Origin of the sequence: Hymenobacter setariae, assembly GCF_007713685.1 — a bacterium.
GTDB classification, from domain to species: Bacteria; Bacteroidota; Bacteroidia; order Cytophagales; family Hymenobacteraceae; genus Hymenobacter; species Hymenobacter setariae.
The window spans coordinates 501,612-527,215 of record NZ_VMRJ01000003.1 but is presented as its reverse complement, the minus strand read 5'-3'; the positions used below and the strand labels follow the sequence as shown (position 1 = coordinate 527,215).

The window sequence follows — 25,604 nt, the reverse complement described above, 5'->3', positions numbered from 1 at the left end:
AGTCAGCCTCTTGCTGTCAATTACTTATCCTAGCTAGTCAAAAATGTGCTTGAAATAAACACATTTTGTGGCGAGCTATTAATGATTAGCTACTTAGGTTTGGAATTGCCGGAATGTTGCCGTACTTTTGCGTTCCCTTTTGAGAAACCTCCAGCGGAAATAAGATGTACGCCATTGTTAATATCGCCGGCCAACAGACTAAGGTTGAGGCTAATAAATTTGTTTATGCCAATCGCCTGGCTGGTAACGTCGGCGACGCGGTAGAGCTGGGCAACGCCCTGCTAACCGATGACAACGGCACCATCAGCGTAGGTGCTCCTACCCTTGATGTAGCCGTAAAAGGCACTATCGTAGCACACGTACAAGGTGACAAAGTACTGGTGTTCAAGAAGAAGCGCCGCAAAGGCTATAAGAAGCTGAATGGCCACCGCCAGCAGTTCACTAAAGTTCTGATTAACAGCATCGGTTAGTTTAGTGCCTAGTTGTTAGTGCTTAGTGCTTAGCGCCCTACGTTCTGACAGCTACCTCAGCACTAAGCCCCAATAACTAAGCACTAACTAAAATGGCACACAAAAAAGGCGTAGGCTCGTCAAACAACGGCCGTGAATCGCATAGCAAGCGCCTCGGCGTAAAAATCTTCGGTGGTCAGCCCCTCATCGCTGGCAACATCATCGTGCGTCAGCGCGGCACCAAGCACCACGCTGGCACCAACGTGGGCATGGGCAAAGACCACACGCTGTTTGCGTTGGTTGATGGCACCGTACAATTCAAGAAAGGCCGCGACGACCGTTCGTTCGTATCGGTAGTTCCGGTTGCTACTGAAGTAGCTGAGGCCTAGGTCTTCCCAGAGCTTTATAGCTTATAAAAGGGCTGCCCCGCGAGAGGCAGCCCTTTTTGTGTTAGTGCGAGTAGAACCCGTGGCTCCAATACAGGCGCAGATTTACTTGCGCCGCTATGTTGTAGTGGGCAGGCGCGATACTCTCGAAGTTATAATAAGTAGGTGCCTGGAAGCCCAGACCAGCGCTAGCATCATACAGCAGCGCCCCGCGTAGCCGATGCTGCGTGCCCCAATACACATATAGCCCGGGCGTGAGGCCAGTGGTAGCTTGGCGACGCAGCTGACTTACGTATCTGCCCGTCACGGCATTGCGCTCGATATTGCCTTCTACCGCCAAGTAGCCACCATACAGGCGGGCATTGCGGAGTGACTCGCCGCGCCGGGGCTGATTGTAATAGTAGCGCAATCCTACCCCGAGAGCAGCGCTGGGCACCGCCACTGCCGCCTGCGTAGGACGTCGCCGCCGCGCAATAGTGCTGCGGCTAGTTTGCAAATCGGCTTCTACCTGGCCGTAAAAGCCAAAGCGCGGGGCCAACCGATATTCGGCGCCGAGCGACAACGGCACGACGAGGCTCCAAGCTTGGCTATTGGCCGAGTAGCTGATGTGCGTAGCGCGCAGCCCTACTTTGAGCAGCACGGCGGGTGGCACAGGCCCACGCACCGAGTCGGAGACCAAGGAGGCGGATTGAGCGTGGGCGCCTAACGCTGCTGTCAGCGTTAGCGTCGCACCTAGCAAGCCGCGTTTGAGAAGGTAAAGATGAACCAAGGGCAGTAGTAGTATAGGTGAAAACTGCTACTAATATACTGGTTCTTACCGAAAGATAACTCTAGGCGGGGTGCTGATACTCAGGCAGTGGCTACTTCGCACAGCAGTCGGCTGAGTGCCGCCGCATGGCTTACTATCATAAAGTGACCAGCGCCAGGCAGCGCATAATCGACAGGGCTATGGCCGGCGGGTAGCAGCCGGTCATGGGTGCCATGCAGGCGCACCGCAGGAGGCACGCCGGTGCTGTCCCAATGCAGCAGTTGGCGGGTAGCCCACCGAGCAAAAGTTGGGTCGGTATCGCGCAGAATGCGGGCGAGTAGCCGATACTCACGGCCATTGCGCGCTCCAAAAAACCACTGGGCTAGCCTAGGTAGCCGCGGCAGCAGCCCAAATGGCACCAGCCGATAGAGTCGGGTGGCACGCCCGAATTTCAGCAAAGGAGGCAATTGTCTGGCATTGGCTAAGCTGGAAATCAAGACTACCCGCGCTAAGGGTCTCAAGCGCCCCACTTCCAACGCCAGCAAGCCACCAAACGACACCCCAACCAGCCAGCACGGCTGGTTGGGGGGCACAGCTTCGGCCAGACGGGCGGCGTACTGCCGCAAGGGTTCGGTGGGCGACTGGGGCTGCAGCCACGCGAGTACCACCTCCGGGCCGGGTAGGCTCAGCCCCCGAAACACGCGCTCATCGGCGCCTAGGCCCGGAATGAGGTACCAATTAGATGGCTGGACAGTGTTTTCCTCTTGCTGCTTTTGGCGGAGCATCTGGCGTAGGGTGACAATCTTAACAACAGTAGCTTTCGCTACAGACAATAAGCTTCAATGGACACCTTGCCTTTATCTGATTTATTATCAACCGTTTAAATGTGCGTATATACCTTCTAAGTAGAAAATATTGTGTGGCTGCGGGTCGTCGTCCTCCAAGTCTTCATCGGCAGGGTAAGTGACAGCAAGCTTGAGAGCCACGCTGGGCAGCGCAATAGGCGGCGCTTCGGCTGAAGTGTATTCGAGCAGGCAGGGCCACTGCTCAGTGGTGGCAAGTGCATCGGCCACTTCTTCGGCCAGGGCTTCGGCACGGTCGCCAGCTACGCGCAGCAAAGTGTCGAGGTCGTGGAAGGGCAGGCCTAGGTGAAAAAAATGTGGCTCATCGTTCCGAAACGTTGTGGCCCAAACGGTTACATCGTCCGTGTTATCAAAGACAATGGCCGTGAGGTGGACTTGCTCCACAAAAAAGTCGTCGTTGCTGACTAAGGCATCACTCAATAGCTTCACGGGCCGCAGGAAAAATAAGTTTACCGCAAATTGGTAAAAATTGGGGAATGAACGGCACAAGGCCGCCAGCATTCTAGCGCAAGCTATGCGCTAACCGCAGATGGCGCCTCCGCAAACAACTCTAAGGTGATGTGGTCGGCCAGCAATTTGCCAGCATCGGTAAGGCGCAGGGTGTCGTCGGTGAGGGTGGCCATGCCCTGCGTCAGCAAGCTGCCTAGGTACTCGGTGCGGTCGGCCAATAGATTGAGCCCTAGGGCATCGCGCAAGTGCCGCAAGTCGCAGCCACGACTGGTGCGCAGGGTGGTAAGCAGATACTCGTTGGCTTGGTCGAGCGGGCTGAGGACCTCGGTGGTGGCGGGCACTTCGCCGCGCTCGAGCACGGCGGCCACGTACTGCGGATTATTAGCCACGGCGTACTGGCGGCTGCGCCCGTCAAAGGAGTGGGCGCTCGGGCCGAGCCCTAGGTAGGGCACGCCACGCCAATAGTTAGAATTGTGGCGGCTCTCGCGGCCGGGCTGGCAAAAGTTACTGATTTCATATTGCTCGTAGCCATGGGCACGCAGCTGGGTTAGCAAAATCTCGAATTGCTGCGCTACGAACTCCTCGGGCGGTGCCACAAAAGTGCCTTTTTTGAGCCGGCGCCCAAACGCGGTATCTGGCTCGATAGTGAGCGCGTAGGCCGACACATGCGGCACACGCAGGTCAAAAAGCTGCCCTAGGTCCTCTTCCCAGATGCCGTGCCCCGCAGCCGGCACCCCGTAAATTAAATCGACAGAAATATTCTCGAAGCCCGCGGCCTGGGCCCGGCGCACGGCTTGGCTCGACTCTAGGGCCGAGTGAGCACGGTTCATCAGCCGCAGGTGGGGCTCGTGAAAGCTTTGGAGCCCGATGCTAAGACGGTTGACGGGCGAGGCGGCCAGAACCGCTAGCTTGTCGGCGGTGAGGTCGTCGGGGTTGGCTTCGAGGGTAATCTCGGCTTGGGGCGACACCTCAAAATTGGTTTGAATGGCATCAAAAATTTGGGTGAGCTCCTCGGCCGTCAGCAGCGAAGGCGTACCACCGCCAAAATAGATGGTTTCGAGTAGGGCGCTGGGGTCGGGCAGGTAGGTCCGGCGCAGGGCCATCTCCTTTATCAATGCTTCCACAAACTGCCCCTTCAGGCCCATCGACGTGCTGAAGTGAAAATCGCAGTAGTGGCAGGCTTGCTTGCAGAACGGAATGTGGAGATATAACCCAGGCATAAATAACTACTTTACAATCAATATAATCCGACCAAATATGCTGATTTTTTGCGGGCCGGGGCGTATTTTCGATAGCTTTTTTGAATAGGTAAAAACAACGGGCTCGAAATTAAAAATTCCATTCAGCGTTTGCCACCCCGAATGTACGTCCGTCTACTCGTCTTGTGGGGCTGCTGGCTGGGCCTAGGCTGGCTGGCTCGGCCGGCGAGTGCCCAGGTGCCCGATAGCGGGTCGGGCGTGGCCGTACCTACGGCGCCGGGGCTAGCATCGCCGCCCCTCCCCCCCGCCCCCACCAAAACCAGCGCCCAGGTTACTACGGCGCGGCGCGCGGGGCGCAGCCGAGTGCTACTCGTAGAAACTGACCCCAGCGGGCGGGCTCGGGTGCGCCGCTACCACCTGCCAGCTACGGTGGCCGACTCGCTCACGGCCCTGCGCACGGTGCGCGACCTGGTGCTGGCCTTGCAGGCCGATGCCTACCTGCTGGCTTCGGCCGATAAGATGCGCTGGGGCCGCGACACGGTGCGGGCGCAGCTCTACGTGGGCGAGCAGTTTCACTGGGCCTACCTGCGCAACGGCAACCTAGGCGATGGTCTGCTGACCCGGGCGGGCTACCGCGAAAAGTTTTTTCGGCACGCGCCCTGGCACCCGGCCGACTGGGCAGCCTTGCAAGAGCGTATTCTAACGGAAGCCGAAAACCAGGGCTACCCCTTCGCTACGGTGGGCCTCGACTCGGTGCGGCTCGATGGCCAGGATATTGCGGGGCGCGTGGTGCTGAAGCGCGGCCCAGCCGTAATATTCGACTCCATCCAGATTATTGGCTCTAGCAAGACCAAGAAGCGCTTTCTAACCAAATATTTACAGATTTTTCCGGGTGCGCCCTACAGCCAGCAGCGCGTAGATGCCGCGGCCGTGCTGCTGCGCCAGCTGCCCTACGTGCGCCTACGGGCCGAGCCCGAAGTGCGCTTTGCCCGAGGCCGGGCGCGGGTGTACTTGCTGCTCGACGAGCGCTCAGCCAATCAGTTCGACGCCATTGTGGGCCTGCTGCCTAACACGGGCACCACGGGCGGCGTGCAGTTTACGGGTGATGTCAACATCAACTTGCGCAACCTGCGCGGTGGCGGCAAGCAAATCGGCCTGCAATGGCGTAAAGTTGACGCCCTGACGCAGTCGCTAGATGGCAACTACTTGCATCCCAATTTCTTTGGGTCGCCGCTAGAGGTCGGCGCCACCTTCAATCTCTATCGGCAAACGGGGGCGTTTCTTACCATCAGGCCCCGCATTCAGGTCACGTACCCCACGGCGCGGGCGGGGCGGCTCACATTTTTTGCCGAGCAGCGCAGCTCGCGGCTGTTGCTCGATAGCGTGGCCTATACCCGGCTCACCACTACCCTACCCGATTACATCGACTCGGAAGCCAGCTCGTATGGGCTGGCCTACGCCCGCACCAACCTCGACGACCTCTACTTTCCGCACCGCGGCAGCTTTGTGGCGGTGCAGGGCGGCGCTGGCACCAAGACCATTCGCCAGAATGCCAACATCAGTGAGGCGCTGTACACTGGCGTGGCGCGGCACACTACGCAGTACACATTTAGTGCGCGCGTCGAGCGCTACTGGGCCCTAGGGCGCCAAAGCGTGGTGCTGGCCCGGCTACGTGGCGAGGGCTTGTTCAACCAGCAGTTTTTCCTGAACGACCTGTTTCGCCTTGGGGGCTTGAACTCGTTGCGAGGCTTTAGTGAAAATCAGTTTTACACTAATGCCTACGGCGTGGGCACAGTCGAATTTCGGCAGTTTACCGGGGCCGAGGGCTACGTATTTGTGTTTGCCGACCAAGCCGTGTTAAAGGCTTATCAGAGCGACGTTACTCTAGGGTCGTCTTTGGACCAGCCCACTGGCCTAGGAGCTGGCATTAGTTTTCGCACGGCGGCGGGGTTGTTCCAATTCGTGTATTCGGTGGGCCGGTCGTCGTTTGCCGGGCAGCAGCTAGGGCTCAGTTCGTCTAAAATTCACTTCGGCCTGACGAGCCGCTTTTGAGAAGGCAGGAGCTAGAATCTGGAGATATAGACTCCCCCTTTGCAAGAGTTTTAGCCTCAACTTTTGAGTTATACTGCTGCACTCTGCCACATCGGCGGCTATTCGGCCAAGGTGTCATTTAGTCGGCATGCAGAATTTATTAGACAGGCCAATTTGTCACATAAATAGCTGACTGGCCGATATTTGCAAGTTGGTACGGGGTTTGATTTATACCCACCGAAGCCAGCTATAATGGCTACTATCCTATGAAACTTATCAGCCGCGAATTTATCCGCAACATCGCTCCTCAGCTCGACCTGCTCAACACTATTGGAGGGGGCGTGGCCCAACCCAAGTTGCATGTCAACCAGCGCCCGAAGGGCGTGGTGCTGCATGTGGCTATGCCTAGCGTAGCCGCCGAGCAGTTTCACGTGGTGCTCAACAATGACAACCTGACCGTCTACGGCGAGTTCCGCCACCAGCCCGAAGACCAGCTAGCTGCCCCGCTGTTTGTGCAGAAGCTTAATCTGCCGGCCAACCTGGACCTGACCAGCATCAACGCCACCCACGAAAATGGGGAGTTGCGCGTGGCCATTCCGTTCAAAGACGCCAACCAGCAGCGCGAGATTGATATTCGCCCGAGCTAAGCGCCGGGCTTGTTGATACGGCCGGGACCGACCGGCCACTTAGCCACCTGCGATATGGCCGGGACCGACCGGCCGCCTGGTTTCACCCTCTTGAGAGCCACCGTGATGAACGGTGGCTTTGTTATTTTCAAGCCCCTAGGTTAGTCGTAGGTTGAATCAAGCACGATGTGGGTGACGCGCCCTTGCTGGTCGTACTGTATCTCGTATAGCACATCGAGTCCTTCGCCTTTTTCAGTCTTCATATAGCCGTGGCTGATGGCGCTGTAGCTCAAGTTGCGCGACTTACCCGGCTTGCGCTCTACTTTGAAATTACCGAAGGCTAACGTCGGCTTGGCAGTGGCCCTAGGTAGTACCGAGCCCACCCGGAAGCTGGAAGCGCCTGGCTTGCCTACCGTTAGGCGCGCATCTTTTAGCTCGACCAGCGCTAGCTGGTTATTATCAAAGTAGAGCTTATTGCTACCGTAGTGCAGCAAGGGCCACCACTTCTCATCTATATCGGAGTAGAAGCGGCTAGTTTTGGTGGGTGGACCAAGCACTTTGATAACCTGACTTTTGCTAGCGCCTAGCTCGACGGTGTGCTGACCATTGCCAGCGCTCGGCCGCAGCCCGAAGGCGCTGGCCACTACAGCGTTTTGGGCTTGCGCGGCCACGGCAAAGGCTAGCAAGAAACCCACGAGAAGAACGGAGCGCATCAGCGTGAGGAAATAAAGCAGGAAATAAAATCAGCAGCTCATAAGTGGCGGATAATGGCTAGAAAATTCCTTGCCAATTCCTGGGCGACCTACGAAAACAGCGGTATCAGCAATACAAAACTCATGAGCAGGCTTAGGTAAAACCAGCCCATCAACTGCCCGCGGTAGCGGCGCGGCAGGCGATTGCTGAGTACCAAGACCGCTCCGATTACCAGGGCTAAGTGCATGACGAAGAAAGCCATCGTCTTTACCCAATTGCTAACGATGGTGTTGCGCTCTGTTTGGAACTGGTCGCGCTCGCCTAGGCCCGCCGTGAGGTAGCGCAGCACGTAATAGGTGACAACCTCGAAGGCTATAAATAACCCGAAGCCCAACAGCAGGGCCAGCGGCCCCGATTTTTCACGAATTTCAGCCATTGACCGCCTAGGTTTGAGAGGCGAAGATAGGCGCCAAAAAAGCCGCCTAGGGCCGAGGCCGGCCCAAAATTTCGGCGGTGCGCAGGCGCACGTATAGTTCTTCCACCTTGGCCCGCGCCCAGGGCGTGCGGCGCAGGAAAGTGAGGCTCGACTTCACGCTTGGGTTCACGGCAAAGCAATTGAGCTTCAAGCGCTCATCGAGGCCCGCAAAGCCATAGTGCGCCACCAGGTAGTCGAGCAGACTAGCCAGCGTTACACCGTGCAGCTCGCGGATAAGGTGGCCAGATTCGTCGCGGGCTTCGGAAGGCATAAGAAGAGAAGGATAACGCAGAAGAAAGAACAAAATAACGACCTAGGCGCGTTGCCAAGTGCCGCCGGGGCATACGCTACCGCCGCGGCGTGCGTTATTTTTGGCCGCCTCCCCCTGCCTATGTCGCCTGTTGCCGTGCCTAAACGCTTACCTGCCTCGCCCCCGCGCCCGCGGCGGCCGTGGCGGCGCTGGGTATTAGCCGGGCTGCTCTTGGGGCTGCTGGGCGCGGGCACGCTGTACTACCGCCACCAGCGCCAGTTCAATCGCTATGTGCGGCACACCTGGGCCACGCTCACTAGCCGCTACCTCACGGGCCGCGAGAAGACGCCACTGCTGGCTGGCTACTCGGTGCACGGCATCGATGTATCTGCTTACCAAGGCCGTATTGACTGGCCCGAAGTGGCACGCCACCGCGTGCGCTTTGCTTTCATCAAGGCTAGCGAGGGTGCTACCATGCGCGACGCACGCTTTGCCCGCAACTGGCGCCAGGCGCGGGCGGCGGGCATTTTGAGCGGCGCCTACCACTACTTTCAGCCCAACCGCGACGGAGCCGTACAGGCCGCACTGTTTATAAAGCTAGTACCCTTGGCCAGCGGTGACCTGCCGCCTGTGCTCGATGTTGAGGCCACGCGCTTTCACGACGTGGCCGAGCTGCGCCGCGAGGTGCGCCAGTGGCTCGAACTGGTGGAGGCGCACTACGGCGTGCGGCCCATTTTATACAGTAACTACGGGTTTTATAAGCGCTATCTAGCTGGGCACTTCGACGATTTTCCGCTGTGGCTGGCGCACTACGAGGTGGCCCGCCCTACCCTACCCGCCACCCGCTGGATAATCTGGCAGCACTCCGACGAAGCCTATGTGCCCGGCATTCGTGGCACCGTCGATTTCAACGTTTTTCAGGGCAGCTACGAGGCCTTGCAAGACCTGCGTGTGCGGCCACTGCCGCGCGCCACCAGCCCCGCCTCACCAACCAAGCCCGCTCTACGCCCAACAAAAAACGCCCGGCCCCGCAGCTCACATAAGCTACCGGGCCGGGCGATTAAGGTGGCCTGAAGACCCAGAGCTACATTTTAGGCGCCATTTTATCGCCTTTCATCTTGTCTTTCTTCATCATTTTGCCATCGCCCATTTTGTCTTTGTGCATTTTGCCTTTCATCTTACCATCCTTCATTTTGCCGTCCATCATCTTGCCCTCCGCCATAGGGCGGTCTTGCGGCATAGGAGTAGTTTGGGCGTAGGCGGTTAGACAAAGGCCCGACAACGCGAGGCCCGCTACAAGTTTACCAATAGTGTTCATGCTGTTGAGATGGAATGAGGTGAAACTTCGCTAGCAAGGTGAGCTTTTATTCTGGCATGGCCAATGAAAATCAAGTGAATACCTAAATTATGCACTCATCCTCCGCGCCCTTCCGAACTAGCTTTTTGCTACTAAGCGTCTTAACCCTAGTGCTCGGTGCCTGTGGCAGCAGCAAATCAACTTTCACGCAATCGGGGCAGGGTTCCTACTACGCCGATAAATTTAGGGGCCGGCCCACGGCCAGCGGCACACCCTACCGCCCGAGCAAGCTCACGGCGGCGCACAATACGCTGCCATTTGGTACTAAAATCCGCGTCACCAACACGCGCACCGGCCGCTCGGTGAAAGTGACTGTCAACGACCGCGGCCCACATGTAAAAGGCCGCATCGTGGACCTCTCCAAAAAAGCGGCTCGTAAAATTGGCCTCGTCGATGCTGGCGTAGCTCCCGTGCAGCTCAAAGTAGTACGCGCCGCAGCAGGGCGCTAAATCCTGTTGAATTTCCTTTAAAATTTCTATCCTTTGCTACGTAATGGCCAAGCAGTTAAACATTCGCAAAAAACTTACTTGGTCGGCTCCGGCCGGCGGGCGCTTCGCAGCGCTAGCTAGCTTCGTGAAGGCAGCCGAAGCCCAAGGCTGGACCGACGACGAAATCCAGTTTGTGATGGATGAGGTAGTGGAGGCTGACGACGACGCAGCCGGGCTCGCTATTCTAGCCGACTACACGGCCCGCTAACAACAGAGCCCGGCACCGACGCCACCCTAGGGTGGCGTCGGTGCCGGGCTCGCAACGCTAAGTACCTAAGCAGCCGTTACTTCTTAGCGGCTTTAGCCTTGGCTTTTTCCTTTTCTTTATCGGCCTTTTCCTTGGCTTTCTCGGCTTTTTCGCGGGCTTTCTCCATTTCCTTGCGCTTGCCAGGGTGCTTCAGGTCGTAGGCCTGCAGCTTCTGAATGCTGTCTTGAGCAGCTATTTCGGCGCGGGTTTCTACGCGGCCAGTCAGCGATACATAGTCGCCCTCGTGCAGTTGGGTCGTGGCGCCGTCCTTGCCAGTTACTACACCGTTTGTAGTGATAATCGTGCCGTTGCGCAGCGTCTTATCAGCAGTGACAGGGTTAGTCATGCCCATTTCAGTGGCAATCAACTTCCCATCTTTCATCGTCACACCATCTTTCATCATGCCTGCGCCAGCCTTAGGGCGGGCCTTAGGGGCTACAGCGCGGCGCGGTGCGGGCCGCGACTGGGCTTGCGCGCCCTGTACCGTTAGCAACACAGTAGCAGCCAGCAGAATACGGGTTATATTTTTCATTTGATAACAAACAAGTTAGGGTAGGTAAGAAATAAGTAAAAAAATCGTGCCAAGCCAAGTAATCTAATAGAGGAAATCTTCCCGCAGTACAAATCTAGCACTAAGCTCGGAAGTTGCCGCAGCCAACGTTTACCGGCACTTACGCGTTCAATTATTCCTACGCTTTTCTCCACATTTTATTGTCTTTTTATGAGCACTGCCCACGATTCTTCTGACATCCACGCCGACTTTAAACACGACGTTAATATGACGGCCAGTGAGCTAGAAAAATGGCTGAAAACTGATGAGTCCAAATCAGTAGGCCAAGACAGCGGCTCGGGTGAGAGCATTGGCCACCAGTCGGGCGAGCATATTATCCGCATTCTACACAAGAAGAAGGCCGATATAACGTCCGATGACGAAGCTCACATGCGCAAGGTTCATTCGTATGTTAGCCGCCACTCGGCGCAGCGTCCGCACGGCGATATCGAGCATTCGCGCTGGCGCTACTCGCTCATGAACTGGGGCCACGACCCACTGAAGTAATTATGAATTAAAAATTATGAGGTAGAAGTGTCTCACTCGCTGAGCGCTTCTACAACTCATGGTTTTTGATTCACAATTCATAATTATCCACCATGGACTACAAGGATTATTACAAAATACTCGGAGTCGAAAAAACGGCCACTGCCGAGCAGATAAAGAAGGCTTATCGCAAGCTTGCCCGGCAGCACCACCCCGATGTAAATCCGAACGACACAACGGCCGAACAAAAATTTAAGGAAGTAAACGAAGCTAATGAGGTGCTCTCCGACCCCGAGAAGCGCCGGAAGTACGACCAGTTTGGGGCCGACTACCAACGCTACGAGCAGGCGGGTGCGGGCGGCACTGGGCGTGGCCCCGGTGGCTTCGACTGGAGCCAGTACGCCCAGGGTGGCCAAGGCGGCAACCCTTTTGGTGGCTTTGGCGGCGGAGCATCTTTTGAAGAAGGTGAGGACTTTTCCGACTTTTTCAGTTCGCTCTTCGGAGGCATGGGTGGCGGAGCCGGCGGCCGCAGCACGCGCCCTGGCGCCGGCCAAGACTACCAGGCCGAGCTAGAGCTGACGCTAGCGGAAGCCTACCACGGCGGGCCGCGCACCATCACAGTGCAGGGTAAAAACCTGCGGCTGACCATTCACCCGGGCGTGGCCGATGGCCAAACCATCCGGCTACGCGACCAGGGCGGCCCGGGCCGCAACGGGGGGCCCAATGGCTCGCTGCTCATTACGCTCCGCGTCTTGCCAGATGCGCGCTACGTGCGCACCGGCGACGACCTAACCCAGGATGTGCCCGTGAGCCTATACCGCGCCCTACTAGGTGGCTCGCAAACAGTGGAAACGCTGAGTGGCACAGTCAAAATCAACATCAAACCCGAAAGTGCCAATGGTACTCGGCTGCGACTACGCGGCAAAGGATTTCCAGTCTACCGCCAAGAAGGCAAATTTGGTGACCTATACCTGCGCCTCAATGTGCAGCTTCCGCAAAACCTGACCGAACAGGAAAAAGAACTTATCAAACAGCTGGCTCAGCTACGCGGCGAGGAGATTTAGCCTGAGCGACTAGCTATTCATTGTCAAGGCCTTGCACCGCAAGCTCAGTCATTAATAGCTACCAATTAATTAGTAGATGCTATGGAAACCCACGTATTAGTGCTCACTTTTCAGGAAGTGGATACCCGTTATGGGCTAGGCCGGGCCGAGCTAAGTCAGTTCTTAGAGCTAGGGCTACTGAGGCCCGCGCCCGCGCCCGACTCTATCGAGGTAGAAGAACCAGATGAACTGCTGCCACGCCTAGCACGTCTGCACCACGGCCTAGGGCTGGCCCCCGAGGCAATAGATGTAGTAATGCTGATGCGCCAGCGCGTGCTGAGCCTGCAGGCGGCCTTGGCGCGCGAAACGGCTCGGGCACGGCAGCTCGAGCGGTTTTTGCTAGGGGGCGGACCCCTACTCGACGAGTAGGCGCTGGCTAAACGCCTAGGCGCTGCTGACGCCTAGCGCCAGCAGCAGCCCTCCTAGGGTGGCCCCCAGCTTAGGCCAGTTGAGACGATGCTCGGGGCTGGTTTCGAAAAGGATGGTGGTCGAAACGTGCAGAAAAGTGCCGGCTACAAAGCCCAGCAGTGCTGCGTAGGCCTCGCCGCTCAATAGCTGGCGCAGCACCACGTAGTTACTGAAAAGCAGCCCCACTGGTGAGGCCAGCGCAAACAGCAGTAGCCACGGCCACACCCGCCCAAATGAGCCAAGCCGCAGGCGCAGCAACGTAGCCAGCGCCACAGCCGCCGGAATGTGGTGCAGCGCCACACCTAGCACTACAGCGTAGAAGTTGCGGCCGACCTCGCCGCTAGCTCCGCTTTTGACGAGGATGCTGCCTTCGAGCAGCGAATGAACCACCAGCGCTCCTAGCAAGAGCAGCGGCACGTGGCCCCGCTCTTGCGCGCCCGGTGCGTGCACGTGGCCGTGTTCGATGCCTTCAGAAAATACTTCTAGCAGGAGCTGCCCAAAGAACCCAGCCAGCACCCAGTGGCCTACCTGGTGCGGATGCGCAGGCAGCAACACCAAGGCTTCGGGCAGCAAATGCGTGATGGTAAGCGCAAATAAATAAGCCCCGCTAAAAGCAAGCATTGGCTTGAGCCACTGAGCAGTGCGCGTAGCAGGCACTACTCCTACCAGTGCGCCCGCCCCTAGCACCGTCGCGGTCAAGAGTAAAATAGCAACCCACATAAGTGACTAAACACACGAAAGTGCAACAATGTTGTGAGTCATTCTACAACACTGTTGCACTTTCAGTATCGGAACATACGGCATAAACTGCGGCTTGGGCCAGCAGGTTGCCCTAGGTACCCAAATCAGGCTATTCGCCGTGCTTCTCGTTGCTTTCAGCTTGCGATGACGTGCCGCTGTTCACGCTCTTCTCAGCGTTCTCGGGCTTGGTGTCAGCACTCATCACGGCACCAGCTTTGGGTGCGGCGCGGCGGGTCAAATTGCCTTGAAGCACTTTGCTGGCTGGTTCGCCAATAGGGTCGTGCTTAGGGTCTTTTGTTTCGCTGAGCGAGGGAGTCTTATCGTCGTCGTAGTCTTCGCTTACGCGGGTGCCGGGGGGCACCGTATCGAGCGACACTTTTTGCTCGGGGCGCCAGTCAGACGGCTCGCTGCTGCAAGAGGCGAGGAAAAGCAAGGCAGCGGGGGCCAGCAGGAGAAGCGGCTTTTTCATAAAGCAGGAAATAAACTTGAAACTCTAATCTAGGTCAGGAAATATTCTACGCAGCTGGTGCGCCATCGACCAACAAATTTTTGCGGCGTAGCAGGGCATCGAACAGTTTACGGTCGTTGTCGTTATTAAACAAACGCAAGGGCAAATGTAAAAACACTGGCACGTCGAACGTGCGCGCCAGCCATTGCCGCCAGGGGCTCAGTTCGGCAAATGCCTCCTCCGGCGTTTTGAGGTACAACAGATACGCATCGGGTTCGCGGCGCACCCGCGCAATTTGGTCCCAGGGCAGGGCCATGGCGCGCTGCTCACTTTGGCGCATAATGAGTTGGCGCTGGTCCATCTCATAGTTCATGCGCTCAAACAGGGGCTTGCTTTGCTCCATTTGGGTAATGCCTGTAATCTGGGCTGAGCGCAGCAGTACATAAATAACTGTGAGCACCACGCTCAGCAACAGCCACCACCACGAGTGCCAGATAATGGCCGGCAGCAGCCCTACCGCAAACGGAATAGTGGCGTACCACCACTCCTTGCGCCACACCTCACCCATCGCGATACGGGTGTAGACATTGGTATCAAACTGATATTTTTTGGTTTTAATGGTGCCGGGCGCGGGCTGCTGCACCTGCTGCTGGCGGTAGCCGCTGCCACCGCCACGTTGGTTGGGTTGGTTCATTTTTAATGGTTAAGTGTTAATGGTTAATTGTTAATGACTGCTAAAGTGCTTAATCGTCAAGATATTCATTGACAATTAACCATTAACACTTAACCATTACGCTAATAGGCTTTTAAACTTAAATCGAGGCTGCCGGCTGAGTGCGTGAGCGCCCCAACCGAAATAAAATCAACGCCCGTGGCGGCCACTTCCGCAATGGTTTGCTCGGTGATGCCGCCGCTGGCTTCGAGGGGCAGGCGACCAGCCACTAGGGCCACGGCCTCGCGCAGTTGCTCGGGGCTCATGTTGTCGAGCATGATGCGGTCGATGCCACCGGCGTCGAGGGCTTGCTGCACCTCGCCTAGGGTACGGGTTTCGACCACGATGGGCAGGTGGCGCCCCGTGTTTTGCAAGTAGGCATGCGTGGCCTGCACGGCCTGAGCGATACCACCAGCGTAATCGACGTGGTTATCCTTGAGCATAATCATGTCGAAGAGCCCATAGCGGTGGTTGACACCGCCACCGATAAGCACCGCCCACTTCTCGCAGATACGGAAGTTAGGCGTCGTTTTGCGGGTATCGAGCAGGCGGGCCTTGGTGCCGGCCAGCAGGCTGGTGAGGTGGGCCGTGTGGGTAGCAATGCCGCTCATACGCTGCATGCAGTTGAGCACCAGCCGCTCGGCGGTGAGGATGCTACGGGCCGGGCCTTCTACTGTAAATGCCTTATCGCCGTGGCGCACGCGGGCGCCATCTTCGAGTAGCACATTTACTTGCAGCGCGGGGGCTACTTCCTTGAAAATCAGCTGGGCCAGCGCTACGCCGGCCAGTACACCCTCGGCCTTCACCAGTAGGTGCGCCCGGTTGTAGGCAGTAGCTGGAATGGCAGCCAGCGACGAATGGTCGCCGTCGCCTACATCTTCAGCCAGCGCCGTGCGGATGAAGGTAGTCAGCGCCTCGGGCGTGAGATACGGAGCGGGAAAGGCAGTTTGCACACCGCAAAGGTACGCCTAGGCTACCCTGCAATACGAACCTCTACGAGACCTTCTAAAAGAGACTGGGAAGGAGCCCAAACATACCTGTTCGAGCTCCTTCCCAGCTGTATTACTCTTTGGTGAAGTCGATTTTGTCGATGGCCGGCGTGCTTTTATTGGCTTTGAGGCCGATAAATACCCGATAGGTGCCGTTGCGCCCAGTGTAGCGGCCTACGGCGTAGGGTGTACCATCGGGGCCGGCACCTTGGTGCACAATATCAAACTTGCCAGCCGCGTTCTTCGCAAAAAAGTTTTTGAGTACTAATTCGGTTTGGGTAGCGTTCATGTTTTGGCTGTCGCCATCGAAGCCAACCTCTACCGAGGGCGCTAAGTATTGCGCTAGGTCGTGCGAAGAACCGCTGGCGATAGCCGACCGCACAGCGTTCAGCTGGTCGCCGCCTTGGGCCTGGATAGTTGCCGTACCGGCCAGTAATAGCCAGCCGCACATCAATAATTTGGTAAAAATTAATCTCATAGTAACAAGCTCTGCCAAGGGGTCAAATGCCTGTGTCTTGGCATAAAGCCAAAACTATGCCAGCAAACGGCATTTTGTCGCATTTCCGAATAGAGCCGGGGCCTCGTACGCAGCGTAGGGCCTTCGGGGTGCGCCGCGTACTTTTGCGGCATGAACAAGCAGGTCTTACTAGTTATTTTAGACGGGTGGGGCATCGCCCCAAATACTAGCGCTTCGGCCGTTGACCAAGCGCAGACGCCATACTACCACGGGCTATTGCAACGCTTTCCGCACAGCACCCTTCAGGCCTCGGGCGAGGCCGTGGGGCTGCCCGATGGCCAAATGGGCAACTCGGAGGTAGGCCACATGAATATTGGAGCCGGCCGGGTGGTGTACCAAGAGCTGGTGCGCATTGGCAAGACCATTCAGGAGCGTAAGCTAGGCCAGATTCCGGCCCTGAAAAATGCGCTGGACTACGCCCGCGAAAACAATAAGCCTTTCCACCTCATCGGCCTGCTGTCGGATGGCGGGGTGCACTCGCACATCGACCACGTGAAGGCACTCTGCACCATCGCCCACGAGGCAGGCGTGCACAAGACCTTCGTGCATGCCTTCACCGATGGCCGCGACACTGACCCCAAGGGCGGTGTGCACTATGTAAACGAGCTAGAGCAACACGCCGAGCGCACGGGCGCCAAGATTGCCTCTATCGTGGGCCGCTACTACGCTATGGACCGCGACCAGCGCTGGGAGCGCGTGAAAGTGGCCTACGACCTGCTGGTGAACGGCGTGGGCACGCCCTCACAAAACCTGATTCAGAGCATTCAGGAGCAATACAAAGAGGGTGTGACGGACGAGTTTCTGAAGCCTATCGTGAAAATCGGGGCTGATGGCCAACCGCTAGCTACCATTAAGGATGGCGATGTGGTGCTGTGCTTCAACTTCCGCACCGACCGGGGCCGCGAAATCACGGAGGCGCTTACGCAGCAGGATTTCAACGCCTACCAGATGCACCGCCTCAACCTGCGCTACCTCACCATGACGACGTACGATGCGACGTTCCAGGGTGTGACAGCGATTTTTGAGAAAGACAACCTCGACAACACCCTAGGGCAGGTGCTGGCGGCACACGGCAAGACGCAGATTCGCATGGCCGAAACCGAGAAGTACCCGCACGTGACGTTCTTCTTCTCGGGGGGCCGTGAGCTGGAGTTTGAGGGTGAAAAGCGCATTCTGCGAGCTTCACCCAAAGTGGCGACCTACGACCTGGCGCCTGAGATGAGCGCCTACGAGCTGCGCGACGCCCTAGTGCCAGAATTGCAGCACAATACGGCTGACTTCGTGGTCGTCAACTTTGCCAACCCTGACATGGTAGGCCATACTGGCGTATTCGAGGCCGTAATAAAGGCAGTAGAAACGGCCGATGCCTGCGCCCGCGACGTGGTAGAGGCTGGCCTGGCCGCTGGCTATGCCTGCATCATCATCGCCGACCACGGCAATGCCGAGTACATGCGCAATGAAGATGGCTCGCCTAACACGGCGCACACGACTAACTTGGTACCTTGCATCTTGGCCGCCGATGGCTACATCGGCGGCTTGGCCAATGGTAAGCTCGGCGACATTGCCCCAACAGTATTGCAGCTGATGGGCGTGCCCCAGCCTGCTGAGATGACCGGCCAAAGCCTCCTGCGCCCCGCTGCCGACTAGGCCTTGAACAAAACAATGCGTTTTTGATTTTCCTGAGTGTCCCGCAATGTCGAAGCACAGTGCGGGACATTCTTTTAGCTATGAGTTGTAGAACTGGTCTTTTTTTATTTATTGGCGCCGCACTGGCCCTAGGTGGCTGTGGCGACGGCCCCACTGCCCCCGACCCGGCCGCGCCTGGGGCGCCCCGGCCGGCTGGCCCCTACTTCGATGTGCGGGGCCTGCTCGATGCTCAGGTGCAGCAGCTCACGGCCCGCCACCCCAGCGTAACTAAGCACGTAGCCCTGCGCGGTGGTACCCCCGAGACCGTGCAGGTGCCGCAGGTGAAGTGGTCCGACGAGCTCCAGATTTTTTACCAAGCCGACATTAACAAGGCCGCGTTGCGCGGGGCCTACCGCCTCGACTCGACCACCGAGGCCAGCGGCGCCACGCGCCGCACCTACACGGCCCAGCCCGGCCACCCCAATGCGTCGGTCACGCGCCTTTCGGTGCTGAGCGCGGGCGGCCAGCCGCAAGAGCTGGAGGCCACCCTGCGGCAAGACAACGTGTTGTTCTCGGGTCAGAAAGCCTTGCGCCTGAGCTTACAGCAGGGTCAACTGCGCTCCTACGAAGTACGCGGCACCCAAAAACTAATATTCTTCGACACCTTGCGCTACCAGACCCAAGCGCAGGTGCAGTAGCCGACCTAGGGCGCTATTCGCCCATGAGTGTGGCTACTACCCAGCGGCGGCCACCGTGGCGGCGGTGCTCGCCCAGACACAGACCCTGCCAGGTACCCAACAGCAGTTGCCCGTTGGCGATGGGCACCGTCACCGAATTGCCGAGCATGGCTGCTTTGAGGTGGGCCGTCATGTCGTCAGGCCCCTCTAGGGTATGTTGGAAGTACGGCGCATTGTCAGGCGCTAGGCGCTTAAAATATTCCTGAAAGTCACGCCGCACGGTGGGGTCGGCGTTTTCAGTGATGAACAGGCTAGCCGAGGTGTGCTGAATAAAGAAGTTAGCCGTGCCCGTGCGTAGGCCTTCGAGCTCAGGTAGCTCGGCTAGTAGTAGGTCGGTGATAAGGTGAAAGCCTTCGGCCACGGCGGGCAGCCGCAGGCGTTTTTGAATGTAGCGCATAGCTGAATAGGTAGTTGGCGTACTAGGTAATGAGCATGTTAGCATCCGGCAGGACGCTCATTACCTAGTACGCCAACTATCCAATTATTTAGTGGTTTGGTAAGCACCTAGGGCGGGCTGGGCATCTGGGCGCGGAAGGTTCAGCAGGTCGCGCGGGAGCAGGGGCTGTACCTTCTGAGCGCCACGATTAACACCGGGCGAAGTAATATCCAAGCGGTAATCGCTGCTGCGGCCGGCACTAACACTCTTGAACCTAGGGTAATTATAGGTATACGTGCCAATCAAGTTATTCAGGCTGGGCTGCGCCAGTCCTGGCTTATCGGGCGCATTGGTAGTAGCGGCGTAGAGCTGGGTAGCAAGCATAGTATTTTGAATGCTGACGCCTGCGCTATATTCATCGTAATTTTCCAGGGACAGTTCGTCGCGATTAGAGCCCCAGACTATGGAATTTTTTAGGCTTAGCGTCAGACCCAGAACTTTGGTTTTACCGTCGGCGGACGTGTTAGAAAAAGTGAGGGAGGCCGTATTGCGCACACTCGTGATGGCTGGGTAGTTCGCAATAGTGCAGTAGTTAAGTGAATACTCGCCGCCCCCGGTACCTAGCAGCGCATACTCGTAGCAATCGCTGAGCAGTGTATTTTCCATCGTTACCTTACCGCCTACGCTCAGCACGCCGGCCCCATATTCGAGGCTGCTCTTGCTACCGGCAAAGCTGACATCGGCGCCCGAGATGTAGCGGATAACCGAGTTTTGCAGCAGCACATCGGGCCGCGGGCTTGCATTAGTAGGGTTGTAAACTAGCACGCCCACTGCAGCATTCTGAATTTGCGCGTAGCGAATGATATTGCCGTGGCTGCTGGCATCCAGTACAATGCCCGTCCACTGGCCCGGAGCGGTGGCGTACAGCGCCTCGCCGCTGCGGTCGCCGCCGAAGCGCACAATATTAGCGTTAGTGGCTTTTACCGTATCGGTCGCTGCCGTGCCGGGCGCGTAGTCAGCAGGGCTATTCACGAGTAGCGTACCCCGCACAATGAGCGCCGCCCCGGCGTGGGCGTACACGCGGGTGCCGGGCTTGAGGCGCAGCGTACTACCTGCTGGTACTACCACACCTCTGTACAATACATGCGGGCGGTCGTTGGTCCACGTTAGGTTGCCGGTAAGCTGCGAGCCATCGTGCAGGTAAATATTCTGCCCAAACGAGCGCAGCAGCACCTGCTGGTCTTGGCCATTGGTGCGGAAATTCAGCTTTTCCTCTAGCACGTAGTCCTTTGGCGAACCATTCTGGCCGTTATCAGGCAATTTGGCGCGAACCAAAATCAGCAAGCTATCCTGCCCCCTGATAAAAAGATTGTTGGCTGTTTGCTTCAGGTCGCCGTTGATAAGCAACGTGTAGGCGGACGCGGCGGGCTTTTCGAGGCTAATAAGGTCCACGTTGACACCCTTAGGATTGCGGTTATATACCCACAGCCGCTTCGTAACGGTGCGCAGGGTGGTAAAAACCGTGTCAAACTTTACCGTATCAGCCGAAAACTCTAGCGCGCCGCTCATCTGCAACTCCTCCTCACGGGGCTTGCAGCCGGGCATCGTCAGGCTAAGGCCAGCGCTGAGTAATAGCAGGACGGGGAATAGTAGCTTTTTAAACATCAGAAACGCCTAGAGTAAAGGCCAGCAATCAAACGCCTCAAAGCCAACGATAGTGCTCGCACAAAAATGTCATGCTGAGCTTGCGAAGCACTTTCTCACTTCTAAGCCAGAAACTCAGCCGGGAGAAGATGCTTTGCAAGCTCAGCATGACAAACGTTAAAAAAGCCGACCTAAGCAGTCAGCCAGCGAAGCTGGCATATCTGCGCAATCCGCTAACTCTGTGATTTATTCGGCGCCCACTTTCAGGCGCTCGGCGCTTTCGGCGAGGCGCAGCTGCTCCACAAAGTCGTCGATGTTGCCGTCCATTACGCTAGGCAGGTTATACACGGTGTAGCCGATGCGGTGGTCGGTCACGCGGCCCTGCGGGTAGTTGTAGGTGCGGATTTTGTCCGAGCGGTCGCCGCTGCCAATCATACCCTTGCGGATGGCACCTTCGGCTTCGTTTTTCTTGGCTAGCTCTATCTCGAAGATGCGCGAGCGCAGTACTTGCAGCGCCTTGTCGAAGTTCTTGAGCTGCGATTTTTGGTCCTGGCACTGGGCCACGATGCCGGTCGGAATGTGCGTGAGGCGCACGGCCGAGTAGGTCGTGTTTACCGACTGGCCGCCGGGACCCGACGACATGAACAAATCCTTGCGGATATCATTCATATCCAGCTCGATATCAAACTCCTCCGCCTCGGGCATTACCACGATAGAAGCTACCGACGTGTGAATGCGGCCCTGGGTTTCGGTGGCTGGCACGCGCTGCACGCGATGCACACCCGACTCAAACTTGAGCTTGCCGTACACGTCCTCACCCTTCACGGCCAGCACGATTTCCTTGTAGCCGCCGGCGGTGCCTTCCATGGCGTCTACCAGCTCCATTTTCCAGCCTTGCTTTTCAGCGAAACGCAGGTACATACGCTGCAAGTCGCCAGCGAATAGTGAAGCTTCGTCGCCGCCCGCGCCGGCCCGAATTTCCATAATAACGTCTTTGGAATCGTTCGGGTCCTTCGGAATCAATAAATCTTTTATCACCCCTTCGAGGCGCTCGGCTTCGGGCTGAAGCTCGTCGAGCTCGGCCTTGGCCATCTCGCGGAAGTCCTCGTCTTTTTCGGTCGAAATAACTTGGCGTGCGCCCTCTATATTACTGAGCACCTGCTGGTAAGCGCGGTACTCCGTCACGATTTTGCCTAGTTCCTTATATTCTTTATTCAGGCTCTTGAAGCGCTTCATGTCGCTCATCACGTCGGGCTGCATGAGCTCGTGGTTCACGTTGTCGTAGCGCTCGCGGATGGCTTCGAGTTTATCCAGCATTTTGTGGTCGGAAAAAATAGTCAGTAGTTTGCAAAGATACGGCTCGGTAACAACGTCCTTTGCGGTCGGCGTTCCGCGCCAATTGTTTACGCTGGTTTAGCCTCGCGCTGAGCCTCTAGTGCCTGGCGGGCTACGGCCAATCGGGCGGTCGATTTTATGCAAGTTCTGAAGTTCGGCGGCACGTCGGTTGCCTCGGCCGAGAATATCGAGAAGGTAATTGCCATCGTGACCCGCGCGCTGGCCCACGGACCAGTGGTGCTGGTCGTATCGGCCCTAGGTGGCACAACCGACGCGCTCATTAGCGCCGGCCGCGCAGCCGCCAGCGGCGATGAAAGCTTTCGCCAAGCCCTGCGCCAGCTCGAAGCCCGCCACTTCACTGCTGCCGAGCAACTCCTCCCCTCTTTCGAGGCACAGGCCGAAATTCAACCCTGGCTCACGGCCCAGTTTACGGAGCTGGTACTGCTGGCCGACGGCATTTTTGCCCTAGGTGAACTCTCGCCGCGCACCCTAGACCGCCTGATGAGCTACGGCGAGCTGCTATCGTCGCGCCTCGTAGTAGCTGCCTTGCAAGCCCGCGGCGTGGCCGCCGCCTGGGCCGATAGCCGCCAACTCATCCGCACCAACTCGCGCTTTAGCATGGCCCTGCTCGAGGAGGTAGCCACCGAGCAGCTAGTAGCTGACTTCCAAGCCAAAACTACCGAAAACCTGTGGGTGGCACCCGGCTTCATTGCCGCCGATGCCGAAGGCCACACCACTACCCTAGGGCGGGGCGGCTCCGACTACACGGCCGCTATCCTGGCGGCGGCCCTAGGTGCCGAAAAGCTCGAAATCTGGACCGATGTGAGTGGCATGCTCACCGCCGACCCGCGCCTGGTGCGCTCGGCGCGGCCCATTGCGCGCATCAGCTATGAGGAGGCAATGGAACTGTCGCACTTCGGCGCCAAGGTGCTATACGCGCCCACGGTGCAGCCGGTGCGCCAGCGCGGCATCCCGATGTGGATTAAAAACACGTTTGCGCCCCAAGATTATGGTACGCTGGTGGAGGTGGCCCCGCCGCCGAGTATCGGCGTGGTGCGCGGCCTATCGAGCATCGGTAATCTGGCGCTGCTTAACCTAGAAGGCAGCGGCATGGTGGGCGTACCGGGCTTTTCGGCGCGGCTGTTTGCAGCGCTGGCGCGGGCCCGCATCAACGTGGTGCTCATCACGCAAAGCTCGTCGGAACATTCTATCTGCGTGGGTGTGAACGAGGGCGACGTGCCCGCCGCTCAAGCCGTGGTTGATGAGGAATTTGCCGCCGAAATCGCGGCCGACCGGCTAGAGCCATTGCGCCCCGAAACCGGCTTGGCCATTGTGGCCCTGGTGGGCGACATGATGCGCAACCACCCTGGCATCAGCGGACGCTTGTTTAGTGCCCTAGGGCACAATGGCGTGAACATCCGGGCTATTGCGCAGGGCGCGAGCGAGCGCAATATCTCGACCGTAATTCGGGCCGCCGACGTGCGCAAGGCCATTAATGTGCTGCATGAGGAGTTTTTCGAGGCCACGTACAAGCAGGTCAACCTTTTTATCCTAGGTCCCGGCAACGTAGGCGGCAAGCTGCTGAGCCAGCTGGCGCAACAGCAGGAATACCTGCGCGACAAGCTGGCCCTCGACCTGCGCGTGGTAGCCATCGCCAATAGCCGCCACTGCTTAGTGAGCGACGAGGGCGGCCTCGACCTCACCACTTGGCCCGAAGCACTGGATAAGGCGCCTGCCTTATCGCTGCCAGAGCTGACGCAGCTCATCATTGATAAAAATCTGCGCAACAGCGTATTCGTGGACGTGACGGCTAACCCGGCCGCCGCTGACCAGTATGCCCCGCTGCTGGCTAAGAGTGTGGCTGTGGTAGCCTGCAATAAGGTAGCGGCCTCGGCAGCCTACGCCTCGTACCGCCAGCTTAAGCAGCTAGCCCGCGACTTCAACACCAAGTACCTGTTCGAAACCAACGTGGGCGCTGGGCTGCCGGTTATCGGCACGCTGGCCGACCTCACCCGCAGTGGCGACGTGGTGCGCCGCATGCAGGCCGTGCTGTCGGGCACGCTCAATTTCGTGTTTAATAACTACGATGGTACCCGTCCCTTTGCCGAGGTGGTGGCGCAGGCCCAAGCTGAAGGCTACACTGAGCCCGACCCGCGTCTCGACCTCAACGGCTCAGACGTGGCCCGCAAAATTCTCATCCTAGCTCGCGAAGCCGGGCAGCAATTGGAAATGAGCGATGTAGCTAACGAAAGCTTCCTGCCGGCTTCTTGCCTCGAAGGCGACGTGGCGGCCTTCTATAAAGAGCTGGCCGTACACGAGCCGCATTTTCGGGCGCTCTACGATGCAGCGGCCAGCCAAGGCAAGCGCCTCAAGTTTGTGGCCCAGTACGCCGACGGCCAGGCTTCAGTGGGCTTGCAGCAGATAGCTCCTGGCCATGACCTCTACGAGCTACGCGGCAAAGACAACGTGGTACTTTTCTACACCGACCGCTACCCCGAACAGCCGCTGGTGGTAAAGGGCGCTGGTGCAGGTGCCGAGGTCACGGCCTCGGGTGTGTTTGCTGACATCATTCGGGCTGCCAGGCTGTAATCCGAAAACGCCTGTCATTGCGAGCGCAGCGAAGCAATCGCACCTAGCCAGTACTAGAACGGCTCGTCCTGATGCGATTGCTTCGCTGCGCTCGCAATGACAAACGTGCTTATTACGCTCATGTCTCTCCCCTCTTCCGTCACGGTGCACGCGCCGGCCACCATTGCCAACGTCGGCTGTGGCTTCGACGTGCTAGGCATCTGCCTCACGGCGCCGTATGACACGGTGCGCCTTACGCGGCGCGACCAGCCGGGTCTCGTTATCCGGCACCTCGACAACTACGACCTGCCCACCGACCCCTACCGCAACGTGGCCGGCGCCGCCTTGCTGGCGCTACTGCGCGAGGTGCCCGAGCCCATCGGGTTTGAGGTAGAGATTACGAAAGGCATTCGGCCGGGTAGCGGCATTGGTAGCAGTGCCGCCAGTGCCGCCGGTGCTGTAGTAGCCGCTAATGCCTTGCTGGGTAACCGCTTCGACAACAAGAAGCTGGTAGACCTAGCCATGTATGGCGAGGCCGTAGCCTCGGGCGTGCGCCACGCCGATAACATCGCGCCGGCCGTGTGCGGCGGCTTTACGCTGGTGCGAGCGGTGCAGCCGGTGCTCGATGTAGTGGCCCTGCCAGCCCCGCCGCTGTGGGTGGCGGTGGTGCACCCGCAGTTTGAGGTCAAAACTCGTGAAGCCCGCGCCGTACTACCGACCCAGGTGCCGCTCTCATTGGCTGTGCGCCAGTGGGCCAACGTGGGTGGCCTAGTAGCTGGCTTCCTCACGCATGATAGCGAGCTTATTAGCCGAGCCCTCGAAGACTACATTGTGGAGCCAGCGCGGGCGGCTCTCATCCCTGGCCTAGCCGATGCCAAGCAGCGGGCGCTGGCTGCAGGGGCCCTAGGGGGTGGCATTTCGGGCTCTGGCCCTTCCATCTTTATGCTAAACCAAAACGAAGCTACAGCACACGCCGCCGCCGAGGCCATGGGCCGCGTGTACCAGAAAATGGGAATCGAGTTCCACCTGCACGTGGGGCCCATTGCGAGCGAAGGCGCCCGGGTGGTGTCAGTTAATTAAAGCACAAACGTCATGCAGAGCG

The 25,604-nt window shown here is 58.2% G+C and carries 31 protein-coding genes; 14 read left to right on the top strand and 17 right to left on the bottom strand.

Going from position 1 to position 25,604, the window contains the following annotated elements; translation table 11 throughout:
- Positions 1-164: 164 nt before the first annotated feature.
- Both rplU and rpmA read left to right on the top strand, forming a co-directional pair.
- A complete protein-coding gene (rplU, locus tag FNT36_RS13240; protein WP_144848360.1) occupies positions 165-470 on the top strand; it encodes a 50S ribosomal protein L21 in 306 nt (101 codons plus the stop codon).
- A gap of 92 nt (positions 471-562) precedes the next feature.
- Positions 563-838 carry a 50S ribosomal protein L27 gene (rpmA, locus tag FNT36_RS13235; RefSeq protein WP_144848358.1) on the top strand — a complete coding sequence of 92 codons (276 nt, stop codon included), beginning with the start codon at positions 563-565 and terminating at the stop codon, positions 836-838.
- A 61-nt stretch (positions 839-899) separates the two neighbouring features.
- Here rpmA and FNT36_RS13230 read toward each other — a convergent pair whose 3' ends face one another.
- The 4 genes from FNT36_RS13230 to hemW all read right to left on the bottom strand — a co-directional run bounded on the left by FNT36_RS13230 (position 900) and on the right by hemW (position 4,116).
- Positions 900-1,514, bottom strand: a complete 615-nt coding sequence (locus FNT36_RS13230) for a hypothetical protein (protein ID WP_144848356.1) — start codon at positions 1,512-1,514, stop codon at positions 900-902.
- A gap of 170 nt (positions 1,515-1,684) precedes the next feature.
- Positions 1,685-2,368 carry an alpha/beta hydrolase gene (locus tag FNT36_RS13225; RefSeq protein WP_144848354.1) on the bottom strand — a complete coding sequence of 228 codons (684 nt, stop codon included), beginning with the start codon at positions 2,366-2,368 and terminating at the stop codon, positions 1,685-1,687.
- An 87-nt stretch (positions 2,369-2,455) separates the two neighbouring features.
- Positions 2,456-2,875, bottom strand: a complete 420-nt coding sequence (locus FNT36_RS13220; protein ID WP_144848352.1) for a hypothetical protein — start codon at positions 2,873-2,875, stop codon at positions 2,456-2,458.
- An 83-nt stretch (positions 2,876-2,958) separates the two neighbouring features.
- Positions 2,959-4,116, bottom strand: a complete 1,158-nt coding sequence (gene hemW / locus FNT36_RS13215) for a radical SAM family heme chaperone HemW (protein WP_144848350.1) — start codon at positions 4,114-4,116, stop codon at positions 2,959-2,961.
- Positions 4,117-4,257: 141 nt separating this feature from the next.
- Between hemW and FNT36_RS13210 the strand changes: the two genes are divergently transcribed.
- Together FNT36_RS13210 and FNT36_RS13205 are read left to right on the top strand one after the other, a co-directional pair.
- Positions 4,258-6,147, top strand: coding sequence for a BamA/TamA family outer membrane protein (locus FNT36_RS13210; RefSeq protein WP_144848348.1), 1,890 nt, complete (start codon positions 4,258-4,260; stop codon positions 6,145-6,147).
- 245 nt (positions 6,148-6,392) lie between these two features.
- Complete coding sequence (locus tag FNT36_RS13205; RefSeq protein ID WP_144848346.1) at positions 6,393-6,773, top strand: Hsp20/alpha crystallin family protein; 381 nt, start codon at positions 6,393-6,395, stop codon at positions 6,771-6,773.
- A gap of 140 nt (positions 6,774-6,913) precedes the next feature.
- On the opposite strand, the gene FNT36_RS13200 is transcribed toward FNT36_RS13205, so the two are convergent.
- The 3 genes from FNT36_RS13200 to FNT36_RS13190 form a co-directional block, all read right to left on the bottom strand.
- Positions 6,914-7,465, bottom strand: a complete 552-nt coding sequence (locus FNT36_RS13200; RefSeq protein WP_144848344.1) for a hypothetical protein — start codon at positions 7,463-7,465, stop codon at positions 6,914-6,916.
- Between the two features lie 89 nt (positions 7,466-7,554).
- Positions 7,555-7,881, bottom strand: a complete 327-nt coding sequence (locus tag FNT36_RS13195; RefSeq protein ID WP_144848342.1) for a hypothetical protein — start codon at positions 7,879-7,881, stop codon at positions 7,555-7,557.
- A 46-nt stretch (positions 7,882-7,927) separates the two neighbouring features.
- Positions 7,928-8,191: a VF530 family protein gene (locus FNT36_RS13190; RefSeq protein ID WP_144848340.1), complete on the bottom strand. Its 264-nt coding sequence runs from the start codon at positions 8,189-8,191 to the stop codon at positions 7,928-7,930.
- Between the two features lie 120 nt (positions 8,192-8,311).
- On the opposite strand from FNT36_RS13190, the gene FNT36_RS13185 reads away from it, so the two are divergent.
- Positions 8,312-9,244, top strand: a complete 933-nt coding sequence (locus tag FNT36_RS13185) for a glycoside hydrolase family 25 protein (protein ID WP_144848338.1) — start codon at positions 8,312-8,314, stop codon at positions 9,242-9,244.
- Between the two features lie 10 nt (positions 9,245-9,254).
- Here FNT36_RS13185 and FNT36_RS13180 read toward each other — a convergent pair whose 3' ends face one another.
- Positions 9,255-9,488, bottom strand: a complete 234-nt coding sequence (locus FNT36_RS13180) for a hypothetical protein (RefSeq protein ID WP_144848335.1) — start codon at positions 9,486-9,488, stop codon at positions 9,255-9,257.
- An 89-nt stretch (positions 9,489-9,577) separates the two neighbouring features.
- On the opposite strand from FNT36_RS13180, the gene FNT36_RS13175 reads away from it, so the two are divergent.
- Complete coding sequence (locus FNT36_RS13175; RefSeq protein ID WP_144848333.1) at positions 9,578-9,976, top strand: septal ring lytic transglycosylase RlpA family protein; 399 nt, start codon at positions 9,578-9,580, stop codon at positions 9,974-9,976.
- A 43-nt stretch (positions 9,977-10,019) separates the two neighbouring features.
- Positions 10,020-10,223: a hypothetical protein gene (locus FNT36_RS13170; protein WP_144848331.1), complete on the top strand. Its 204-nt coding sequence runs from the start codon at positions 10,020-10,022 to the stop codon at positions 10,221-10,223.
- A 76-nt stretch (positions 10,224-10,299) separates the two neighbouring features.
- Here the strand turns inward: FNT36_RS13170 and FNT36_RS13165 are convergent, their stop codons facing one another.
- Positions 10,300-10,794, bottom strand: coding sequence for a DUF6799 domain-containing protein (locus FNT36_RS13165; protein ID WP_144848329.1), 495 nt, complete (start codon positions 10,792-10,794; stop codon positions 10,300-10,302).
- Between the two features lie 189 nt (positions 10,795-10,983).
- Here FNT36_RS13165 and FNT36_RS13160 point away from each other — a divergent pair, with 189 nt between their 5' ends.
- The 3 genes from FNT36_RS13160 to FNT36_RS13150 all read left to right on the top strand — a co-directional run bounded on the left by FNT36_RS13160 (position 10,984) and on the right by FNT36_RS13150 (position 12,770).
- Positions 10,984-11,319 carry a DUF3140 domain-containing protein gene (locus tag FNT36_RS13160; RefSeq protein WP_144848327.1) on the top strand — a complete coding sequence of 112 codons (336 nt, stop codon included), beginning with the start codon at positions 10,984-10,986 and terminating at the stop codon, positions 11,317-11,319.
- Positions 11,320-11,411: 92 nt separating this feature from the next.
- Positions 11,412-12,362 (top strand): DnaJ C-terminal domain-containing protein, encoded by a 951-nt coding sequence (locus tag FNT36_RS13155; protein ID WP_144848325.1) that lies wholly within the window; start codon positions 11,412-11,414, stop codon positions 12,360-12,362.
- Between the two features lie 81 nt (positions 12,363-12,443).
- Positions 12,444-12,770 (top strand): hypothetical protein, encoded by a 327-nt coding sequence (locus FNT36_RS13150; RefSeq protein WP_144848323.1) that lies wholly within the window; start codon positions 12,444-12,446, stop codon positions 12,768-12,770.
- Between the two features lie 15 nt (positions 12,771-12,785).
- Here the strand turns inward: FNT36_RS13150 and FNT36_RS13145 are convergent, their stop codons facing one another.
- From FNT36_RS13145 to FNT36_RS13125, 5 genes are all read right to left on the bottom strand, one after another.
- Entirely contained in the window at positions 12,786-13,529 is a 744-nt protein-coding gene (locus tag FNT36_RS13145; protein WP_144848321.1) for a ZIP family metal transporter, read from the bottom strand.
- A 130-nt stretch (positions 13,530-13,659) separates the two neighbouring features.
- Positions 13,660-14,019, bottom strand: a complete 360-nt coding sequence (locus FNT36_RS13140) for a hypothetical protein (RefSeq protein ID WP_144848319.1) — start codon at positions 14,017-14,019, stop codon at positions 13,660-13,662.
- A 46-nt stretch (positions 14,020-14,065) separates the two neighbouring features.
- The gene (locus FNT36_RS13135; protein ID WP_144848317.1) at positions 14,066-14,692 is read right to left on the bottom strand and encodes a YcxB family protein; all 627 of its coding nucleotides are present in this window, start codon (positions 14,690-14,692) and stop codon (positions 14,066-14,068) included.
- A gap of 101 nt (positions 14,693-14,793) precedes the next feature.
- A complete protein-coding gene (nadC, locus tag FNT36_RS13130; protein WP_144848315.1) occupies positions 14,794-15,663 on the bottom strand; it encodes a carboxylating nicotinate-nucleotide diphosphorylase in 870 nt (289 codons plus the stop codon).
- Between the two features lie 109 nt (positions 15,664-15,772).
- A complete protein-coding gene (locus FNT36_RS13125; RefSeq protein WP_144848313.1) occupies positions 15,773-16,177 on the bottom strand; it encodes a DUF4783 domain-containing protein in 405 nt (134 codons plus the stop codon).
- A gap of 150 nt (positions 16,178-16,327) precedes the next feature.
- On the opposite strand from FNT36_RS13125, the gene gpmI reads away from it, so the two are divergent.
- Together gpmI and FNT36_RS13115 are read left to right on the top strand one after the other, a co-directional pair.
- Positions 16,328-17,863, top strand: a complete 1,536-nt coding sequence (gene gpmI, locus FNT36_RS13120; protein WP_144848311.1) for a 2,3-bisphosphoglycerate-independent phosphoglycerate mutase — start codon at positions 16,328-16,330, stop codon at positions 17,861-17,863.
- 80 nt (positions 17,864-17,943) lie between these two features.
- Positions 17,944-18,540 carry a hypothetical protein gene (locus FNT36_RS13115; protein ID WP_144848308.1) on the top strand — a complete coding sequence of 199 codons (597 nt, stop codon included), beginning with the start codon at positions 17,944-17,946 and terminating at the stop codon, positions 18,538-18,540.
- A 13-nt stretch (positions 18,541-18,553) separates the two neighbouring features.
- Here the strand turns inward: FNT36_RS13115 and FNT36_RS13110 are convergent, their stop codons facing one another.
- The 3 genes from FNT36_RS13110 to prfA all read right to left on the bottom strand — a co-directional run bounded on the left by FNT36_RS13110 (position 18,554) and on the right by prfA (position 21,916).
- On the bottom strand, positions 18,554-18,976 hold the full coding sequence (locus FNT36_RS13110; protein ID WP_144848306.1) for a secondary thiamine-phosphate synthase enzyme YjbQ: 423 nt from the start codon (positions 18,974-18,976) through the stop codon (positions 18,554-18,556).
- Positions 18,977-19,060: 84 nt separating this feature from the next.
- Positions 19,061-20,620 carry a hypothetical protein gene (locus tag FNT36_RS13105; protein ID WP_144848304.1) on the bottom strand — a complete coding sequence of 520 codons (1,560 nt, stop codon included), beginning with the start codon at positions 20,618-20,620 and terminating at the stop codon, positions 19,061-19,063.
- Between the two features lie 225 nt (positions 20,621-20,845).
- Positions 20,846-21,916, bottom strand: a complete 1,071-nt coding sequence (gene prfA, locus FNT36_RS13100) for a peptide chain release factor 1 (RefSeq protein WP_144848302.1) — start codon at positions 21,914-21,916, stop codon at positions 20,846-20,848.
- A 156-nt stretch (positions 21,917-22,072) separates the two neighbouring features.
- On the opposite strand from prfA, the gene thrA reads away from it, so the two are divergent.
- Both thrA and FNT36_RS13090 read left to right on the top strand, forming a co-directional pair.
- A complete protein-coding gene (thrA, locus tag FNT36_RS13095) occupies positions 22,073-24,523 on the top strand; it encodes a bifunctional aspartate kinase/homoserine dehydrogenase I (protein WP_144848300.1) in 2,451 nt (816 codons plus the stop codon).
- Positions 24,524-24,643: 120 nt separating this feature from the next.
- Positions 24,644-25,582 carry a homoserine kinase gene (locus FNT36_RS13090; protein ID WP_144848298.1) on the top strand — a complete coding sequence of 313 codons (939 nt, stop codon included), beginning with the start codon at positions 24,644-24,646 and terminating at the stop codon, positions 25,580-25,582.
- Positions 25,583-25,604 lie beyond the last annotated feature (22 nt).

Excerpts from the sequence above, each read along its gene's own strand:
- rplU (WP_144848360.1), top strand. The coding sequence starts at position 165 with ATGTACGCCATTGTTAATATCGCCGGCCAACAGACTAAGGTTGAGGCT.
- rpmA (WP_144848358.1), top strand. The coding sequence starts at position 563 with ATGGCACACAAAAAAGGCGTAGGCTCGTCAAACAACGGCCGTGAATCG.
- FNT36_RS13225 (WP_144848354.1), bottom strand. The coding sequence starts at position 2,368 with ATGCTCCGCCAAAAGCAGCAAGAGGAAAACACTGTCCAGCCATCTAAT.
- hemW (WP_144848350.1), bottom strand. The coding sequence starts at position 4,116 with ATGCCTGGGTTATATCTCCACATTCCGTTCTGCAAGCAAGCCTGCCAC.
- FNT36_RS13210 (WP_144848348.1), top strand. The coding sequence starts at position 4,258 with ATGTACGTCCGTCTACTCGTCTTGTGGGGCTGCTGGCTGGGCCTAGGC.
- FNT36_RS13205 (WP_144848346.1), top strand. The coding sequence starts at position 6,393 with ATGAAACTTATCAGCCGCGAATTTATCCGCAACATCGCTCCTCAGCTC.
- FNT36_RS13200 (WP_144848344.1), bottom strand. The coding sequence starts at position 7,465 with ATGCGCTCCGTTCTTCTCGTGGGTTTCTTGCTAGCCTTTGCCGTGGCC.
- FNT36_RS13195 (WP_144848342.1), bottom strand. The coding sequence starts at position 7,881 with ATGGCTGAAATTCGTGAAAAATCGGGGCCGCTGGCCCTGCTGTTGGGC.
- FNT36_RS13190 (WP_144848340.1), bottom strand. The coding sequence starts at position 8,191 with ATGCCTTCCGAAGCCCGCGACGAATCTGGCCACCTTATCCGCGAGCTG.
- FNT36_RS13185 (WP_144848338.1), top strand. The coding sequence starts at position 8,312 with ATGTCGCCTGTTGCCGTGCCTAAACGCTTACCTGCCTCGCCCCCGCGC.
- FNT36_RS13180 (WP_144848335.1), bottom strand. The coding sequence starts at position 9,488 with ATGAACACTATTGGTAAACTTGTAGCGGGCCTCGCGTTGTCGGGCCTT.
- FNT36_RS13175 (WP_144848333.1), top strand. The coding sequence starts at position 9,578 with ATGCACTCATCCTCCGCGCCCTTCCGAACTAGCTTTTTGCTACTAAGC.
- FNT36_RS13170 (WP_144848331.1), top strand. The coding sequence starts at position 10,020 with ATGGCCAAGCAGTTAAACATTCGCAAAAAACTTACTTGGTCGGCTCCG.
- FNT36_RS13165 (WP_144848329.1), bottom strand. The coding sequence starts at position 10,794 with ATGAAAAATATAACCCGTATTCTGCTGGCTGCTACTGTGTTGCTAACG.
- FNT36_RS13160 (WP_144848327.1), top strand. The coding sequence starts at position 10,984 with ATGAGCACTGCCCACGATTCTTCTGACATCCACGCCGACTTTAAACAC.
- FNT36_RS13155 (WP_144848325.1), top strand. The coding sequence starts at position 11,412 with ATGGACTACAAGGATTATTACAAAATACTCGGAGTCGAAAAAACGGCC.
- FNT36_RS13150 (WP_144848323.1), top strand. The coding sequence starts at position 12,444 with ATGGAAACCCACGTATTAGTGCTCACTTTTCAGGAAGTGGATACCCGT.
- FNT36_RS13145 (WP_144848321.1), bottom strand. The coding sequence starts at position 13,529 with ATGTGGGTTGCTATTTTACTCTTGACCGCGACGGTGCTAGGGGCGGGC.
- FNT36_RS13140 (WP_144848319.1), bottom strand. The coding sequence starts at position 14,019 with ATGAAAAAGCCGCTTCTCCTGCTGGCCCCCGCTGCCTTGCTTTTCCTC.
- FNT36_RS13135 (WP_144848317.1), bottom strand. The coding sequence starts at position 14,692 with ATGAACCAACCCAACCAACGTGGCGGTGGCAGCGGCTACCGCCAGCAG.
- FNT36_RS13125 (WP_144848313.1), bottom strand. The coding sequence starts at position 16,177 with ATGAGATTAATTTTTACCAAATTATTGATGTGCGGCTGGCTATTACTG.
- gpmI (WP_144848311.1), top strand. The coding sequence starts at position 16,328 with ATGAACAAGCAGGTCTTACTAGTTATTTTAGACGGGTGGGGCATCGCC.
- FNT36_RS13115 (WP_144848308.1), top strand. The coding sequence starts at position 17,944 with ATGAGTTGTAGAACTGGTCTTTTTTTATTTATTGGCGCCGCACTGGCC.
- FNT36_RS13110 (WP_144848306.1), bottom strand. The coding sequence starts at position 18,976 with ATGCGCTACATTCAAAAACGCCTGCGGCTGCCCGCCGTGGCCGAAGGC.
- FNT36_RS13105 (WP_144848304.1), bottom strand. The coding sequence starts at position 20,620 with ATGTTTAAAAAGCTACTATTCCCCGTCCTGCTATTACTCAGCGCTGGC.
- prfA (WP_144848302.1), bottom strand. The coding sequence starts at position 21,916 with ATGCTGGATAAACTCGAAGCCATCCGCGAGCGCTACGACAACGTGAAC.
- thrA (WP_144848300.1), top strand. The coding sequence starts at position 22,073 with ATGCAAGTTCTGAAGTTCGGCGGCACGTCGGTTGCCTCGGCCGAGAAT.
- FNT36_RS13090 (WP_144848298.1), top strand. The coding sequence starts at position 24,644 with ATGTCTCTCCCCTCTTCCGTCACGGTGCACGCGCCGGCCACCATTGCC.